16 protein-coding genes and 1 riboswitch are annotated in these 14,894 nt (G+C 64.6%); of the genes, 6 read left to right on the forward strand and 10 right to left on the reverse strand.

Annotated elements, in window-relative coordinates:
- The 3 genes from WHT83_RS19045 to WHT83_RS19055 all read left to right on the forward strand — a co-directional run bounded on the left by WHT83_RS19045 (position 1) and on the right by WHT83_RS19055 (position 4,496).
- Complete coding sequence (locus WHT83_RS19045) at positions 1–1,182, forward strand: pyridoxal phosphate-dependent aminotransferase (protein WP_406872067.1); 1,182 nt, start codon at positions 1–3, stop codon at positions 1,180–1,182.
- A complete protein-coding gene (locus WHT83_RS19050) occupies positions 1,179–3,623 on the forward strand; it encodes an FAD-dependent oxidoreductase (RefSeq protein WP_406872068.1) in 2,445 nt (814 codons plus the stop codon). Before WHT83_RS19045 ends, WHT83_RS19050 begins: the two co-directional genes overlap by 4 nt.
- A gap of 69 nt (positions 3,624–3,692) precedes the next feature.
- Positions 3,693–4,496, forward strand: coding sequence for a creatininase family protein (locus tag WHT83_RS19055; RefSeq protein ID WP_406874014.1), 804 nt, complete (start codon positions 3,693–3,695; stop codon positions 4,494–4,496).
- A 148-nt stretch (positions 4,497–4,644) separates the two neighbouring features.
- Here WHT83_RS19055 and WHT83_RS19060 read toward each other — a convergent pair whose 3' ends face one another.
- Together WHT83_RS19060 and cobD are read right to left on the reverse strand one after the other, a co-directional pair.
- Positions 4,645–5,148 carry a tyrosine phosphatase family protein gene (locus tag WHT83_RS19060; protein WP_406872069.1) on the reverse strand — a complete coding sequence of 168 codons (504 nt, stop codon included), beginning with the start codon at positions 5,146–5,148 and terminating at the stop codon, positions 4,645–4,647.
- Positions 5,145–6,203 (reverse strand): threonine-phosphate decarboxylase CobD, encoded by a 1,059-nt coding sequence (gene cobD / locus WHT83_RS19065; RefSeq protein WP_406872070.1) that lies wholly within the window; start codon positions 6,201–6,203, stop codon positions 5,145–5,147. Before cobD ends, WHT83_RS19060 begins: the two co-directional genes overlap by 4 nt.
- Between cobD and cbiB the strand changes: the two genes are divergently transcribed.
- Positions 6,202–7,167: an adenosylcobinamide-phosphate synthase CbiB gene (gene cbiB / locus WHT83_RS19070; protein ID WP_406872071.1), complete on the forward strand. Its 966-nt coding sequence runs from the start codon at positions 6,202–6,204 to the stop codon at positions 7,165–7,167. The genes cobD and cbiB overlap by 2 nt on opposite strands.
- Before the next feature lie 13 nt (positions 7,168–7,180).
- Here cbiB and cobO read toward each other — a convergent pair whose 3' ends face one another.
- From cobO to WHT83_RS19095, 5 genes are all read right to left on the reverse strand, one after another.
- Positions 7,181–7,798, reverse strand: coding sequence for a cob(I)yrinic acid a,c-diamide adenosyltransferase (cobO, locus tag WHT83_RS19075; protein ID WP_183262337.1), 618 nt, complete (start codon positions 7,796–7,798; stop codon positions 7,181–7,183).
- Positions 7,798–8,307, reverse strand: coding sequence for a bifunctional adenosylcobinamide kinase/adenosylcobinamide-phosphate guanylyltransferase (gene cobU / locus WHT83_RS19080; protein WP_406872072.1), 510 nt, complete (start codon positions 8,305–8,307; stop codon positions 7,798–7,800). Before cobU ends, cobO begins: the two co-directional genes overlap by 1 nt.
- The gene (locus tag WHT83_RS19085) at positions 8,300–9,085 is read right to left on the reverse strand and encodes a CbtA family protein (protein ID WP_406872073.1); all 786 of its coding nucleotides are present in this window, start codon (positions 9,083–9,085) and stop codon (positions 8,300–8,302) included. The genes cobU and WHT83_RS19085 overlap by 8 nt, the downstream gene beginning before the upstream one ends.
- Positions 9,086–9,101: 16 nt before the next feature.
- Positions 9,102–9,278: a CbtB-domain containing protein gene (locus WHT83_RS19090; protein ID WP_108607759.1), complete on the reverse strand. Its 177-nt coding sequence runs from the start codon at positions 9,276–9,278 to the stop codon at positions 9,102–9,104.
- 35 nt (positions 9,279–9,313) lie between these two features.
- Positions 9,314–9,511: riboswitch (cobalamin riboswitch) on the reverse strand.
- A gap of 55 nt (positions 9,512–9,566) precedes the next feature.
- Positions 9,567–10,256: a gamma-glutamylcyclotransferase gene (locus WHT83_RS19095; RefSeq protein WP_406872074.1), complete on the reverse strand. Its 690-nt coding sequence runs from the start codon at positions 10,254–10,256 to the stop codon at positions 9,567–9,569.
- Between the two features lie 113 nt (positions 10,257–10,369).
- Between WHT83_RS19095 and WHT83_RS19100 the strand changes: the two genes are divergently transcribed.
- Together WHT83_RS19100 and WHT83_RS19105 are read left to right on the forward strand one after the other, a co-directional pair.
- Positions 10,370–11,368 carry a DUF1624 domain-containing protein gene (locus WHT83_RS19100; protein WP_406872075.1) on the forward strand — a complete coding sequence of 333 codons (999 nt, stop codon included), beginning with the start codon at positions 10,370–10,372 and terminating at the stop codon, positions 11,366–11,368.
- A complete protein-coding gene (locus WHT83_RS19105) occupies positions 11,365–11,841 on the forward strand; it encodes an isoprenylcysteine carboxylmethyltransferase family protein (RefSeq protein ID WP_108607756.1) in 477 nt (158 codons plus the stop codon). The genes WHT83_RS19100 and WHT83_RS19105 overlap by 4 nt, the downstream gene beginning before the upstream one ends.
- Here WHT83_RS19105 and WHT83_RS19110 read toward each other — a convergent pair.
- The 3 genes from WHT83_RS19110 to mgtE form a co-directional block, all read right to left on the reverse strand.
- Positions 11,838–12,632, reverse strand: coding sequence for a CPBP family intramembrane glutamic endopeptidase (locus WHT83_RS19110; protein WP_406872076.1), 795 nt, complete (start codon positions 12,630–12,632; stop codon positions 11,838–11,840). The genes WHT83_RS19105 and WHT83_RS19110 overlap by 4 nt on opposite strands.
- 94 nt (positions 12,633–12,726) lie before the next feature.
- A complete protein-coding gene (locus tag WHT83_RS19115) occupies positions 12,727–13,113 on the reverse strand; it encodes a MerR family DNA-binding transcriptional regulator (RefSeq protein WP_108607754.1) in 387 nt (128 codons plus the stop codon).
- A 260-nt stretch (positions 13,114–13,373) separates the two neighbouring features.
- Positions 13,374–14,798: a magnesium transporter gene (mgtE, locus tag WHT83_RS19120; protein ID WP_108607753.1), complete on the reverse strand. Its 1,425-nt coding sequence runs from the start codon at positions 14,796–14,798 to the stop codon at positions 13,374–13,376.
- Between the last annotated feature and the right edge of the window lie 96 nt (positions 14,799–14,894).

Below are 14,894 nucleotides of genomic sequence, written 5' to 3' on the forward strand. Positions count from 1 at the left end.
ATGCCGAAACCTTCCTCCCGCATCTCGGGCATCGTTCCCTCCGGCAAGGACGGCTGGGAAGTGCATTTCGCCGCCATGACGCGCAAGCAGGCCGGCGAAGACATCATCATGCTGTCGGTCGGCGACCACGACTTCGACACGCCGTCGGAGACGGTCGAGGCCTGCGTGGCTGCCGTCCGCGCCGGCTACCATCACTACACGCAGCTGCCCGGCCTGCCGCGCCTGCGCGCCGCCATGGCCAAGATCTCGACACGCTGCACCGGCGTCGACACAGCGCTCGCCGAGATCATCGCCACACCCGGCGGCCAGGCCGCTCTCTACGCCGCCGTGCAGGCAACGCATGACCCAGGCGACCACGCCGTGGTTGTGGCACCCTATTACGCCACCTACCCCGGCACGTTCCGCGCAGCCGGCGCCAGCTACACCGTGGTCGAAGCCCACGCCGCAGACGGCTTCCAACCGCGTGCGGCGGAGATCGAGAAGGCTCTGAAGCCGAACACGCGCTCCATCCTCATCAACACGCCGAACAACCCGACCGGTGCGGTCTATTCCCGGAAGTGCCTGGAAGACATCGCCGAACTCTGCGTCCGGCGCGATCTCTGGCTGCTGTCGGACGAGGTCTACTGGACGCTCGGTGGCGGCGAACACGTGTCGCCACGGACCCTGCCCGGCATGGCTGAACGCACTCTGGTCATCAATTCGATGTCGAAGAGCCACGGCATGACCGGCTGGCGCATCGGCTGGCTCACCGCCCCCACCGACCTCGTCTCGCTAGTCATCAACCTCAACCTCGTCACCACCTACGGCTTGACCGATTTCGTCAGCCGCGCGGCGATCGAGGCGCTGGAGAACGATTTCGGCGTCGAGCAGATCGCGGCAACCTATGCCGGGCGCCGCAAGCTGTTCATCGACCAGATGCGCGGGCTGAACAACGTCACCGTGCGCGGCTCCGAGGGCGGCATGTATGTGATGCTCGACGTCAGCGCCATCGAGCGCGATTGCGAGAAATTCGCCTGGGACCTGCTCGAAGCCGAGAAGGTCGCGGTCATGCCGGGCGTCAGCTTCGGCGATGCCGCGGCCGGTCACATCCGTATCAGTCTGTGCCAGCCCGACGACGTTCTCCAGGAGGCCGCCGGCCGCCTGAGGCGCTTCGCCACCAGTTACGCGAGAACAGCCGCATGACAGAAATCCCCGCCCGTGCCCGCGCCGTCATCATCGGTGGCGGCGTGTCCGGCTGCTCCGTCGCCTATCACCTGGCGAAGCTTGGCTGGACCGACATCGTGCTTCTGGAGCGCAAGCAGCTCACATCAGGCACGACATGGCATGCGGCGGGGTTGATCGGGCAGCTGCGCGCCTCGCAGAACATGACCCGGCTGGCGAAATATTCGGCCGACCTCTACGTCAGGCTCGAGGAAGAGACCGGCGTCGCCACCGGCATGCGCCAGGTCGGCTCCATCACCGTGGCGCTGACCGAAGAGCGCAAGCACGAGATCTATCGCCAGGCCTCGCTCGCCCGTGCCTTCAATGTCGACGTACGCGAGATTTCTCCCAGCGAAGTGAAGGAGATGTACCCCCATCTCAATGTCGCCGACGTGGTCGGCGCGGTGCACCTGCCGCTCGACGGCCAGTGCGATCCCGCCAACATCGCCATGGCCCTGGCCAAGGGTGCCAGGCAGCGTGGCGCGAAGATCGTCGAGAACGTCAAGGTCACCAAGATCCATTCGAAGAACGGACGCGTCTCGGGTGTGTCGTGGGCACAAGGCGGCGAACAGGGAACCATCGAGACGGACGTCGTTGTCAACTGCGCCGGCATGTGGGCGCGCGAGCTGGGCGCGCAGAACGGTGTCACCATCCCACTGCATGCCTGCGAGCACTTCTATCTCGTCACCGAGGCCATCCCGGGCCTCGGCCGCCTGCCGGTGCTGCGCGTGCCGGACGAATGTGCCTACTACAAGGAAGACGCCGGCAAGATGATGCTCGGCGCCTTCGAGCCGGTCGCAAAACCCTGGGGCATGGACGGCATCCGCGAGGATTTCTGCTTCGACCAACTGCCCGAGGACATGGACCACTTCGCGCCGATCCTCGAAATGGGCGTGAACCGCATGCCGATGCTGGAAACGGCCGGCATCCACACCTTCTTCAACGGTCCCGAGAGTTTCACCCCCGACGACCGCTACTATCTCGGCGAAGCGCCGGAGCTTGGCGGCTACTGGGTCGCCGCCGGCTACAACTCGATTGGCATTGTCTCCTCGGGCGGTGCCGGCATGGCGCTGGCGCAGTGGATCCACGACGGCGAGGCGCCGTTCGATCTTTGGGAAGTCGACATCCGCCGCGCCCAGCCGTTCCAGAAGAACCGGCGCTATCTCAAGGAGCGCGTCTCGGAGACGCTCGGCCTGCTCTATGCCGACCATTTCCCTTATCGCCAGATGGCAACTTCGCGAGACGTCCGCCGCTCGCCCCTGCACGAGCATCTGAAATCGCGCGGTGCCGTGTTCGGCGAAGTCGCCGGCTGGGAACGTGCCAACTGGTTTGCCCGCGAGGGCCAGGAGCGCGAATACCGCTACTCCTGGAAGCGTCAGAACTGGTTCGACAATCAACGCGAGGAGCATCTGGCGGTCCGCAACGGCGTCGGGCTGTTCGACATGACCTCCTTCGGCAAGATCCGCATCGAGGGCCGCGACGCTCTGGCCTATCTGCAGCGCCTCTGCGCCAACGACATGGACGTCGAACCCGGTCGGATCGTCTACACGCAGATGCTCAACCAGCGCGGCGGCATCGAGAGCGACCTGACGGTGACGCGCCTTTCGCCAACAGCCTTCCTGGCAGTTGTGCCGGGCGCAACGCTGCAGCGCGATCTCGCCTGGTTCCGCAAGCATTTGGCCGACGAGTTCGTCATCATCACCGACGTAACCGCGGCTGAATCGGTGCTCTGCCTGATGGGGCCGAGCGCGCGGAAACTGATCGAGAAAGTCAGCCCCAACGATTTCTCCAATGAAAAGAACCCCTTCGGCAGCTGGCAGGGAATCGAGATCGGCATGGGTCTCGCCCGCGCCCATCGCGTCACCTATGTCGGCGAGCTCGGCTGGGAGCTTTATGTGTCGACCGACCAGGCGGCGCATGTGTTCGAGGCAGTCGAGGAAGCCGGGGCCGATCTCGGGCTGAAACTCTGCGGCCTGCACACGCTCGATTCCTGCCGCATCGAAAAGGCGTTCCGCCATTTCGGCCACGACATTACCGACGAGGACCATGTGCTGGAAGCCGGCCTCGGTTTTGCCGTGAAATCCGGCAAGGGCGAGTTCATCGGCCGCGACGCGGTGCTGCGCAAGCGTGACGCCGGCCTCACCCGCCGGCTGGTCCAGTTCCGGCTGGCGAACCCGGAACCGCTGCTCTTCCACAACGAGGCCATCGTCCGCAACGGCAAGATTGTCGGAACAATCACGAGCGGAAACTACGGCCACCACCTCGGCGGCGCCGTTGGCCTCGGCTATGTGCCCTGCGCCAACGAAACAGAGGCCGATGTGCTCGGCTCGCGCTACGAGATCGAAATCGCCGGCGAGCGTTTCGCTGCCGAAGCCTCGCTCAAGCCGATGTACGATCCGAAGGCCGAGCGCGTGCGCATGTAGCCGCCCCTTACAAAATCGCCCGCGCTGACATATTCAGTCGGATGAGAATTGAGCGCAGTGAGGCCGGTGGTGACGAACAAGCAGCGACGCGTGTGGTGGGGTGACTTCAAGGCAGCCGATTTCGCGTCGATCGACCCCGAGGCGACGATCGCCATCATGCCCGTTGCCGCCATTGAGCAGCACGGCCCGCATCTGCCGGTGTCGACCGATCTGACCATCATGGAAGGCTTGCTGGCCGAGGTCTTCGCCCACCTGCCCGAAAATCTCGACGCCCGCTTCCTGCCCATCCAGGCCGTCGGCAAATCCGACGAGCACATCCATGCACCGGGCACGCTCAGCCTGCCTGCCAACATGCTGGTCGACGCCTGGACTGAGCTTGGCGCTTCGATTGCGCGCGCGGGCATCCGCAAGTTCGTCTTCGTCACCTCGCATGGCGGCAACGAGGAGGTGATGGGAATCGTCTCGCGCGAGCTGCGCGTGCGCTTCGGCGCGATGTCTGTGCGTTCGAGCTGGGGCCGTTTCGGCACGCCCGACGACCTCTACCCTGCCCGCGAAATCCAGCTGGGCATCCATGGCGGCGATGTCGAGACCTCGCTGATGCTGCATTTCCGGCCCGAGCTGGTCGACATGGCCAAGGCACAGGATTTCACGTCCAGCTTCGAGCGCGCCGAAAGTGCGTTCGACCTGCTGCGCTCGCACGGGCCGCACGGCTTTTCATGGATTGCCAGCGATCTCAACCCGCATGGTGTCGTCGGCAATGCCGCTGTGGCGACCGCTGAAAAAGGCCGGCTCACGGCTGCGCATCAGGCTGACGGTTTCATCCGGTTGCTGCAGGATATCCGCAAGGCCAGGCTCGGCGACTGGATCGCCTGAAGGCTTTCACACGGCTACGCCACTTCAGTAGCCCTCATGGTGAGCCTGTCGAACCACGAGGGCGCTAGGCACGCCAAGTTCTGCACGTCCCAAAACCTGTGGTTCGACAGGCTCACCATGAGGTTTTGGGATGCCCGTCATCGACGGGCTAGACGTCCAGCCCGAACGGCACTCCCTCGAAGCAATCGGCACCGCGTCCGATCGCGGCGATCGCCGTCACCATGCGGCCATTCCGGTCCAGGATCTGGTCCGCCACTGCGATCAGGCGCGGATTGGGCGTCGCCGTCGGCGAGAGTTTCCGCAATAGATCCGCCAATTCCGCCTCGTCTCGGGAGGGGTCGAGAGCTGCCGCAATGATGTAGGCGGAAGCGGTCGAGCGGCTGACACCCGCCCAGCAGTTGATCGCCAATGGACGCGACCGGTCCCAGGCGCGAGCAAAATCCAGCAGACGGCGCACATGTACCTCGCCGGGCATCGTCATGCCGTCCTGCTCGGCGGCGATATCGTGCATGTTCATCAACAGGTGGTTTTCGGCGCGAATGACTGCCGGCCGCGACATCTCCGTGCCGGCGGAGAGCAGCGAGATCAGCCGCTCGGCGCCGACGCGCACAACCGTCTCTTCGATCCTGGAAAGCGGGCTGACATAGATCACAAAACAGCTCCCTCGCCGATGGGCTGCCGGTCCTGCGCCCAGTCGCCCAATGCAACGTCAAGCCGCCGCCATTCAACCTCGTGCCCGGGCAAGCCGCAGCGTAGCTGCGTCGGCCGGTCGGCAAAACTGCGCACCAATATTCCCTCCCGCCCCAGCGCCTTGAACAGCCCGGCCGTGTCGGGGATATCGACGTGGCGGAACAGCGACGTGCCACCGGTAACAATCACGCCGGCACGGGCAAAGGTCTGGTCGAGCCGGTGGGCGGCGTGCGCCAGCGTGGTCCGCATCTCGCGCTGCCAGTCGGTGTCCGATAACGCCTTGATGCCATATTCGAGCGAAGGCACCGCCACCGACCACGGGCCCAGTTCCTCCTCCAGCCGCGCGGCGATATCGGGGTGCGCCAGCGCAAATCCGAGCCGGATACCTGCAAGGCCATAAAACTTGCCGAACGAGCGCAGGACGACGATTCCGCCCTGCTCGACATCGCCGACTAGGCTCTGCGCCTGCGGGCCGACGTCCATGAACGCCTCGTCGACGACCAAAAGCCCACCGCGGGCGCGCAGGCTGGCTGCGAGTTCGAGCAAGTCCGAGCGCAGGACGACGCGGCCATCGGGATTGTTCGGATTGACGACGACGGCAAGGTCGGCCACGAAAAGCTCCTCGAACGTGCGTGTCTCGGCAACATGGTGTCCGGCAATCGCCGCGGCTCGCGCGTGCTCCTGATAAGTCGGCCCAAGCACGAAGGCGCGGCCCGGGCGCACCAGCGAGGCGATGCGCGGCAAGAGGATCTGCGTGCCCGGAGCCGGCACCACATTAGCCGCCGACGTCGCGCCATAGGCGGTCGCGGCGACAGCGGCGAGATCACGGGCCCTGCCCGGCTCCGGCAGGCGCGACAAGGCTGTGGCAGGCAGCTCGAAAAGCGGATAGGAGTTCGGATTGATCCCGGTCGAAAGGTCGACGAACGGCTCGGGCGCTCCCGGAAACAGCGCCCTCGCCCGCTCCAGGCTGCCGCCGTGGTCCACAGTCCCGGTCCTACGTCCTGCAAGAAGCGTCATGTTTGTTCCGCTTGCCTTCCTGTCGCTTCTGTTCGAACTCGGTCTGGGTTACCCGGACCGGCTGGTGCACGCCATCGGCCACCCGGTGATCTGGATCGGCAAGCTGATATCCTTTCTCGACACCAGCCTCAACCGCGCCACCGATACCGACGCCAGACGCCGTTTTCTGGGCGTGGTTGCCCTCGTCGTCATCGTCGCCGTACCGGCCGCATGCGCATTTGCCGTCGAGCGCCTGTTCGGGCTTGTCCCCTTCGGCATCCTTCTCACGGCAATCGCCGCTTCCAGCCTCGTCGCCCAGCACAGCCTCGGCAGCCATGTGAAGGCAGTCGCCGATGCGCTCGACAGCGGCGGCATCGTCGCCGGCCGCAAGGCAGTGTCGCAAATCGTCGGCCGTGACCCCGAACGCCTCGACGAGGCCGGCGTCAGCCGCGCGGCCATCGAAAGCCTGGCCGAGAATTTTTCCGACGGCATCACCGCTCCGGCATTCTGGCTCGCTGTTTTCGGCTTTGCCGGCGGAGCCGGCTACAAGGCCGCCAACACCGCCGATTCGATGATCGGCCACCGCACCAGCCGCCACGAAGCCTTCGGCTGGGCCGCTGCCCGTTTCGACGACCTGATCAACCTGCCGGCGTCGCGGCTGACTGCCCTTTTGATCGTGCTCGCCGCATTCCTGGTGCCCGGCACCGACCCAAGGGGCGCCTGGCAGGCGGTGTGGCGCGACGCCCAAAAACATCGCTCGCCCAACGCCGGCTGGCCTGAATCCGCCATGGCCGGCGCTCTCGGCCTCGCGCTTGCCGGTCCGCGTGCTTATGGCGGCGTCATGGTCGACGATTCCTTGATGGGCGATGGCGGCCGGCGCGAGGCCAATGCCCAGGACATCCGCGCCGCACTCCGGCTCTACTGGACGGCCGATGCGTTGATGGTCGGCGCTCTGGGGCTGATCGCCGCGATCTTCTGGCTCTGACCGCCTCGGGCGCTCAGAACTCGATGCCCTTCTGCGCCTTCACGCCAGCCGAGAAATGGTGCTTGGTGGCGCCCATCTCAGTCACAAGGTCGGCAGCCTCGACCAAAGCCGGCTTGGCGTTGCGGCCCGTGACCACGACATGCAGCCCCTCGCGCCTGCCTTTGAGCGCGGCGACCACCGCGTCGAGGTCGAGATAGTCATAGCGCAGCGCGATGTTGAGTTCGTCGAGCACGACGAGAGCAATGCTCGGATCGGCCAGCAATTCCTGCGCCTTGGCCCAAGCGGCCTCGGCCGCCGCGATGTCGCGCTTGATGTCCTGCGTCTCCCAGGTGAAGCCTTCGCCCATCGTGTGCCAGACGACGCGGTCGCCGAAGGCAGCAAACGCGTCCTGCTCGCCCGAATGCCAGGCGCCCTTGATGAACTGCACGACGCCAACGCGCTGGCCGTAGCCGAGCATGCGCAGCGCCAGCCCGAAGGCCGCCGTCGACTTGCCCTTGCCGGGGCCGGTGTTGACGATCAGCAGGCCCTTCTCGACAATAGTCTTTCCCGCCACTTCGGCATCCTGCACCGCCTTGCGCTTGGCCATCTTGCTACGGTGCCGTTCGGCTTCCTGTTCGTCGATCGTCTTCATCATTTCACCTTCATCGGCAGGCCGGAAACCATGAACAGCACTTCGTCGGCTGCCGCCGCCACTTTCTGATTGAGCCTGCCGGCATCGTCGCGGAAGCGGCGGGCGAGCGCATTGTCGGGCACGATGCCGAGCCCGACCTCGTTGGAAACCACGAACCAAGGTCCGCGCGGCCGCGACAGCACGTCGGCAAGCCGGGCACTTTCCGCCTCGACGTCATGATCCGCCAGCATGTGATTGGTGAGCCAGAGCGTCAGGCAATCGACCAGCACCGGCGTGCCATCGAGCACGCTGCCGAGCGCACCCACAAGATCGAGCGGTGCGTCGAGGGTCAGCCAGCCATCGCCACGGCGGCCGCGGTGAAGCGAGATGCGCTCGCGCATCTCGTCGTCATAGGCCTGCGCCGTGGCGATGTAGGTCCACGGCGCAGGAAACTGCGTGATCAGCCGCTCAGCATGCGCGCTCTTGCCGGAGCGCGCACCGCCGAGCAGGAAGGTCAGCTTCTCAGGCAAGGCGGCCGTGCAGCGCCGGGGCCTGTCCGCCCATGAAGCGGTTGCGCACGAAGCCGGCAATCGCACCCAGCACGACCCAGAACACCAGGTTGGTGATGGTGACGGCGACGACGAAGTTGTGATGCAAGTCGGCCGCGATCGGCGAGTCGTGGCTTTCGGGCTGCGGCGCGCCGATGATGTGCGGCGCGACGATCAGCGCCACGCCGAGGATCGCCAACGGCAGCGACTGGCGGAAAGCGATGAGCGCGAGGCCGGCGGCGGTGGCAACAACCGTGAAGGTCCACCAGACCTGGCGCGCGCCGAGATCGGCGGCGGGCATGGCCGGCAACTCGGGCGGCAGGCCAAGACCAGGCGCCAGTGTGAAGACGGCGAAGCCGGCAAAACCCCAGAACACGCCCTGGCGCCAGTTGGCGATACCGCCGGCGAATTCGGAAGCTGCGACCAGGATCAGCGCGAAAGCAACGCCGCTGACGATGTTGGCGAGTGCCGAATAGGCGAAGCGTTCGAACCCGTCGGCGGGCGCCCAGGCTTCGACCTCTTCTTCGGCAGGAGCCGCAACCTGCGCCGCAGGAGCGGTCGCTTCGGTGCCGGCCGTCGGTGCGGTGGCTTCAGTGCCTGCGGCTGGTGCCGCGGCATGCTCGTGACCGCCCGCATTTTCATAGGTCTCCGCTTTGAGAATCAGCGGAACGGTTGCATAGGTCTGGAGCGCGGCAAGGATCACGCCGGCCAATAGGCCGCTGATCGCCGCGATGAACACGACGTTGCGAAAAACAGACATGGCTAGAGTGCTTTCGTTAGTGGCAGGGGAAAGCCATCGAGTGGCGATAGTCGTGGGCAGCGTTGTGCACCACTTCCATATGCGAGAACCCGAGGAAGCCAACAACGAAAAGGCCGAGCAGCGCCGCAAGCGCGAGCTGCATGGTGCGCGACTGCGAGGAAACGTCAGCGCCGATTGCAGAAACAGTATTCATCTTGAAGTCCTTTCGCCCTCCACCCGAGGGCACCGAGATAAGTGCCTGTCGCCGGCAGGTCTCCTGGCTTGCGGATCGACACCCTTCCCCGCCTTCCCGAAGCAAGCTTCAGTGGCATTTGGGGAGAGCTAACCGCATACAGTTGCGGGGGCAGCCACGGCTTCGGACCCTCAAAGGGCCCTTACCGCATTCCCTCTTGATTCCGTAACGGAACCGACGACCCGGCAACTATAGAAACAAATGGCTTGGGCGGCAAACCAAATTCCGACGCCGCAGCGCTCGAATGCGTCAGCAGCGTGCAGCTATTTGCTCGGCCACCAGGTGCTGGAGCCGCCACAGATGCCGGTCGTGGATGGCTCGATCCTCGAGATTCTTGACCACATTGTAGAGATAATCGGCGGCCGAGCCCCAATGGCCGCAGGTCGTGGCCAGCCGCTTCACGACCTCGTCCTCGCCCAGCGCCCCGGCATAGGCATGGCCTTCGCGGTTGATGACGAAGGCGAGCGCGGTCAATGGGCCCTCATCGGTGGCAAGGCTCAGCCAGCGCGGCTTGTAGGTCGAAGGCTTGAGTGTCATTTCGCGGCGAAACAGCTTGTCGAGTTGCTCGCGCCGGTCGCCATCCATCAGCCGCAGCGCCACACCCTTGCACTGGCCGCCGCGATCCATGCCCATCATCAGCCCCGGCTCGGCCTTGGTGGCGCGCCAGCGGGTCATGTTGATGCAGAACGAGCGATGCCAGCCGCGTGCCACCGCCACCTTCTCCTCCGTATGGTCGACCTCCGGCTTCCAGATCAGCGAGCCATAGGCAAACAGCCACAGCGGCCCCTCATCGGCATTGTCCGCCAGCGTCTCGTCGATCATGCGCTCATAGTCGGCATCGTCGAGATGCTGCGCGTCCGGGTCGGGGCCGGCGTCGGCCACTTCGCGATGGCAGCGCGCCACCAGATCTTCGGTCAACGACATCACGCGACCGTTCATTGCTGACATCCCCGAACCCTGTGCATGACGTTGGCTAGTCCCTCTCTTGCCCCGGTTCAACCATGATAGTGCTGCAGGAGCGGCGAAACACCCGAAAGCCGAAGCGAATGGCCATGACGATGCAACCGACCACCGACCAAGTTCAAGCCCGAACCCCACGCGTCCAGGTCATCGACATCGCCCGCGGCACAGCACTCGTCGCCATGGCCATCTATCATTTCGCCTGGGATCTCGAGTTCTTCGGCTATGCCGACCCGGGCATGACCGCCTTCGGCGGCTGGAAACTGTTCGCCCGCTCGATCGCGTCGAGCTTCCTGTTTCTTGTCGGCGTAAGCCTCGTCCTTGCCCACGCCAAGGGCATTCGCTGGCGCGGCTTTCGGAAACGGCTGGCAATGGTCGTTGCCGCCGCCGCGGCAATCTCCGTGGCGACATGGTTCGCCATGCCCGACACCTTCATCTTCTTCGGCATCCTCCACCAGATCGCCTTTGCCAGCGTCGTCGGCCTTGCCTTCCTGCGCCTGCCGCCGCTGCTGACGCTCGTCGTGGCTGCCCTCGTAATCGTGGCTCCCAGTTACCTGCGCAACGAGGCCTTCAACCATCCGGCGCTGCTTTGGGTCGGCCTCAACACCGTTGCCCCGCGCTCCAACGATTTCGTGCCCGTCTTCCCCTTCTTCGGGGCGGTGCTGGCAGGCATGGGACTTGCCGGGCTGGCGCTTAAATCCGGCCTGTTCGACGCCCTGGCGCGCTTGAAACCCGGCGCCTGGTCGAAACCGCTCGACTTCTTCGGCCGCCACAGCCTGGCCTTCTACCTCATCCACCAGCCGGTGCTGATCTCGCTGGTCTGGGCCTGGGCGCAGTTCTTCCCCGCGCCGGTCGAAACCCGCGAAGTCGGCTTCCTGAAGTCCTGCCAGATCTCCTGCGAGCAAAGCCGCGACACCGATTTCTGCGCGCGCTACTGTGTCTGCATGCTCGACGAGCTGCAGAAAGACGATTCACTCGACCGCCTCTATGCCAGCGACAAGAGCCCTGAACTCAAGGCACGGATCAGCGACACCGCCGCGATGTGCACGGCCAGGACGGACAGCGAAATACCAACTGGAGGAGCGCAATGACCGACATCAAGGCAGCCCCCAACCGGGTGCCGTGGCCGCCGATCATCTACCTCGCGGCCATTGCCATCGCCATCGTGCTCGGCCTGCTCTATCCATTGCCCTGGATCACCGAACCGATATCCGATCTATTGTTTGCCGCCGGCTGGCTGGCGATAGCAGGTTTTGCCGCCATCGAAATTTCGGCAATGCGCGCCCTGAAGCGCGGCAACACCACCATCAGGCCTGACAAGGCCGCGGATCATCTGGTGACGAACGGCCCCTTTTCCTTCACCCGCAACCCGATCTACTTCGGCAATACGCTGCTGATGATCGGCATCGGCTTGGTCAGCGGCAGCCTCTGGTTCATCATCCTGGCGCTGGTCGCAGTCTTCGCCACGAACAAGCTCGCCATCGAACGTGAGGAAAAGCACTTGCAGGCGCGTTTCGGCAAGAAATACATCGACTATGCGAAGAAGGTCAGGCGCTGGATCTAGCTGACGGCGGCGGTCGCGCCACCGTTTCGGAAGCTGTGGGTTCCGTAGATGGCCACGATCGCCAAGGCAATCGCCAGCCATAGCATCAGGCCGATCCACTGGTGCTGGGTCGCATCGCCACCTTCGAACACGCGGCCGAGGTAACGCACGCTGTTCTGGTGCGATACGTGCATGAGAATCGCCGGCAGCACGCTGCCCGCCGAATTCTGGTACAGCCACGTGAACACCACCGCCGCAACCATGACGTTGATGGCGCTGGATATGCTGTAGTCGTTCAGAAGCACCAGCGGCAGGTGCCAGGCGGCCCAGATCACCCCGAGCAGCAGGCTTGCATTCAGCGCTCCGTGCTCGCGCAGAAACGCCGGCAGCGCGAATCCCCGCCAGCCGGGCTCCTCGCCAAGCGGACCGCTGAAGACCAGAAACAGCGGGACCATGCCCGCGATTTCCGGAATGGCCGGCACGTTCCCCCAGTTGGGCGCAGCGGAACCCAACAATGGGTTGAGCCAGATTGCCAGCAGTTGCGCTGCCACCGGTAGGCCGATCGCCACCAGGTACCAACCTGGAGGCACGCGCCATTTCACCACTGAAGCCAGCAGCGCACGGACTTTCGGCCAGCCACCCAGGAGTGCGGAGATGACGACGGCCGAGACGAATGGACCAAAGGTAAACCAGGCGATGTCTTCGCCACCTGCCCGGTAGAACGGAATGAAGACAATCCAGGTGATGGCGAATGCCAGCACCACGAAGCTCGTGACCGGCCAGTTGCGAACCGTCCTGATGAGCATCGACATGGGAGCTACTCCCGAGGGGTAGCCAAACTTAGCACAATGCTGTGGGTGAGTCCGAGCCGTCGCAGCGCCGGATGACCCGGCCGGCTTTCGGCTGTCAGGTGTTGACGCCGAGCTCGACCAGCCGTTCGACGCAGGATTCCTCTGCCTGATCCAGTTCGGCGAGCGTCTCCTCCAGATCGCGGCGCTTCTGGCGCAGATCCTCGCGCTTCTCTTCGATGCGCTTGATCATCAGCTTGAGCTGGCCGACCTCGCCGGGCGGCGCGCGATACATCTGGATGATCTCGCGGATCTCGTTGATCGAAAAGCCGAGGCGCTTGCCACGCATGATCTGGCGAATGAGATGCCGGTCCGATGGCCGGAACAGCCGTGTCCGGCCGCGACGCACCGGCTGCACCAGGCCTTCATCTTCATAGAAGCGCAGTGTCCGCGTCGAAATGTCGAATTCGCGGGTCAGTTCGGTAATCGAATAATATTCCCGCATCGTTCCTCCACCCCGCGAGCGAAACCGCCCCGCCTCAAAATCATGCCGGGCACTAGCCGAGGCGAATAGGCCGGGCGACGGCAAGCATCGCGCGGCAAGGACCATAGTGATCCGCCTGGAGTCTCGCACGCGATTTACGTAAAAGTCAATTGAACTCGCCGTCTATGCAACCAACTGTTCCGCGCCCAATCTGACGCGCAGAAATACGGTGGCGTTGATCCCGGGGGGGCCTTTGCGGAACTCGAAACCGAGCTTCCGCGTCATCCGCCGCCGAGATGCAACCACCATGTCGCGAGGCTGAGGAAGGCAAGGAAGCCGATCACGTCGGTGATCATCGTCGTGAAGATCGACGACGAGATCGCCGGGTCGGCGCCGACCTTGTCGAGCAGGAGTGGAATCAGGATTCCGCCGAGCGCTGCCGCCAGCATGTTGAGCACCATCGCAGCGGCAATGACGAAACCCAGGTCGGGATTGTGGAACCACAGACCGGCGACCAGGCCGAGGATGGCCGCAATGATCGCACCGTTCAGCAGCCCGACCATCACCTCGCGGCGGATGACGCGGCCGGCATTGTAGATATCGAGGTCGCGCGTGGCGAGCGCCCGCACCGTCACCGTCATCGTCTGGGTGCCGGCATTGCCGCCAAGCGAGGCGACGATCGGCATCAGGGCTGCCAGCGCCACCATCTCCTCGATGGTCGCGCCGAACTGGCTAATGACAGATGCCGAGATGAAGGCGGTTCCGAGATTGACCAGGAGCCATGGCACGCGCGAGCGCGAGGTGGCGGCCACCGTGTCCGACAGCTCTTCGTCGCCGACGCCGCCCATGCGCAGGAGATCTTCCTCGGCCTCCTGCTGGATGACGTCGACCACGTCGTCAATGGTCAGCACGCCGACCAGACGCTCGTTCTCGTCGACGACGGCGGCCGACAAAAGATCGTATTGCTCGAACTCGCGCGCCGCCTCTTCCTGGTCCATCGTCGCGGGAATGGCGTGACGCGTCTCGTGCATCACCTCTTCGATCTTGACCGCACGCTTGGTGCGCAGGATCTGGTCGAGGTCGACCGCGCCGAGCAGCTTGAAGGTCGGGTCGATGACGAAAACCTGGCTGAAGCGGTCGGGCAGGTCCTTGTCGTCGCGCAGATAGTCGATGGTCTGGCCAATGGTCCAGAACGGTGGCACCGCGACGAACTCCGTCTGCATGCGCCGGCCGGCCGATTCTTCCGGATAGTCGAGCGAACGGCGCAGCCTGATGCGCTCGGTGAACGGCAGCTGGGCCAGGATCTCGTTCTGGTCTTCGGCGTCGAGATCCTCGAGGATGTAGACCGCGTCGTCGGAATCGAGCTCCTGGACGGCCTGGGCAATCTGCTCGTTGGGCAGGTTGTCGACGATGTCCAGGCGGATCGCCTCGTCGACCTCGGTCAGCGCCGAAAAGTCGAAGTCCGAGCCCATCAGCTCGACCAGTGCAAGCCGCTGTTCGGGCAGCAATGCCTCCAGCAGGTCGCCGAGTTCGGATTGGTGCAGCCCCGATACGTCGCGCTTCAGCGATAGCGTATCGCGATCGGCGATCGCCGCGCCGATATGGGCGAGGAACGAGGCAAGGATCGCCCCGTCCTCGCCGTAGATTTCGGCGCGGACAGCGTCAGCGGCGTCGGCGCCGTGCGTATGGTCGTGTCGGGCTTCCATCGGCGCTTCCCGTTTGCGGATTTTCGGGATTCGAGGTGGGTTATCCCTAGCCCGCCAAGGGTCGGAATATCAAATGAAATACCGCCTCAGGCGGTC

It is taken from the genome of Aminobacter sp. P9b, from assembly GCF_045345995.1.
In the GTDB taxonomy this organism is placed as follows: Bacteria; Pseudomonadota; Alphaproteobacteria; order Rhizobiales; family Rhizobiaceae; genus Aminobacter; species Aminobacter niigataensis.

Excerpts from the sequence above, each read along its gene's own strand:
- WHT83_RS19105 (WP_108607756.1), top strand. The coding sequence starts at position 11,365 with ATGACCGACATCAAGGCAGCCCCCAACCGGGTGCCGTGGCCGCCGATC.
- WHT83_RS19110 (WP_406872076.1), bottom strand. The coding sequence starts at position 12,632 with ATGTCGATGCTCATCAGGACGGTTCGCAACTGGCCGGTCACGAGCTTC.
- mgtE (WP_108607753.1), bottom strand. The coding sequence starts at position 14,798 with ATGGAAGCCCGACACGACCATACGCACGGCGCCGACGCCGCTGACGCT.
- cobO (WP_183262337.1), bottom strand. The coding sequence starts at position 7,798 with ATGAAGACGATCGACGAACAGGAAGCCGAACGGCACCGTAGCAAGATG.
- WHT83_RS19085 (WP_406872073.1), bottom strand. The coding sequence starts at position 9,085 with ATGTCTGTTTTTCGCAACGTCGTGTTCATCGCGGCGATCAGCGGCCTA.
- WHT83_RS19095 (WP_406872074.1), bottom strand. The coding sequence starts at position 10,256 with ATGAACGGTCGCGTGATGTCGTTGACCGAAGATCTGGTGGCGCGCTGC.
- WHT83_RS19050 (WP_406872068.1), top strand. The coding sequence starts at position 1,179 with ATGACAGAAATCCCCGCCCGTGCCCGCGCCGTCATCATCGGTGGCGGC.
- cbiB (WP_406872071.1), top strand. The coding sequence starts at position 6,202 with ATGTTTGTTCCGCTTGCCTTCCTGTCGCTTCTGTTCGAACTCGGTCTG.
- WHT83_RS19100 (WP_406872075.1), top strand. The coding sequence starts at position 10,370 with ATGACGATGCAACCGACCACCGACCAAGTTCAAGCCCGAACCCCACGC.
- WHT83_RS19045 (WP_406872067.1), top strand. The coding sequence starts at position 1 with ATGCCGAAACCTTCCTCCCGCATCTCGGGCATCGTTCCCTCCGGCAAG.
- cobD (WP_406872070.1), bottom strand. The coding sequence starts at position 6,203 with ATGACGCTTCTTGCAGGACGTAGGACCGGGACTGTGGACCACGGCGGC.
- WHT83_RS19090 (WP_108607759.1), bottom strand. The coding sequence starts at position 9,278 with ATGAATACTGTTTCTGCAATCGGCGCTGACGTTTCCTCGCAGTCGCGC.
- WHT83_RS19115 (WP_108607754.1), bottom strand. The coding sequence starts at position 13,113 with ATGCGGGAATATTATTCGATTACCGAACTGACCCGCGAATTCGACATT.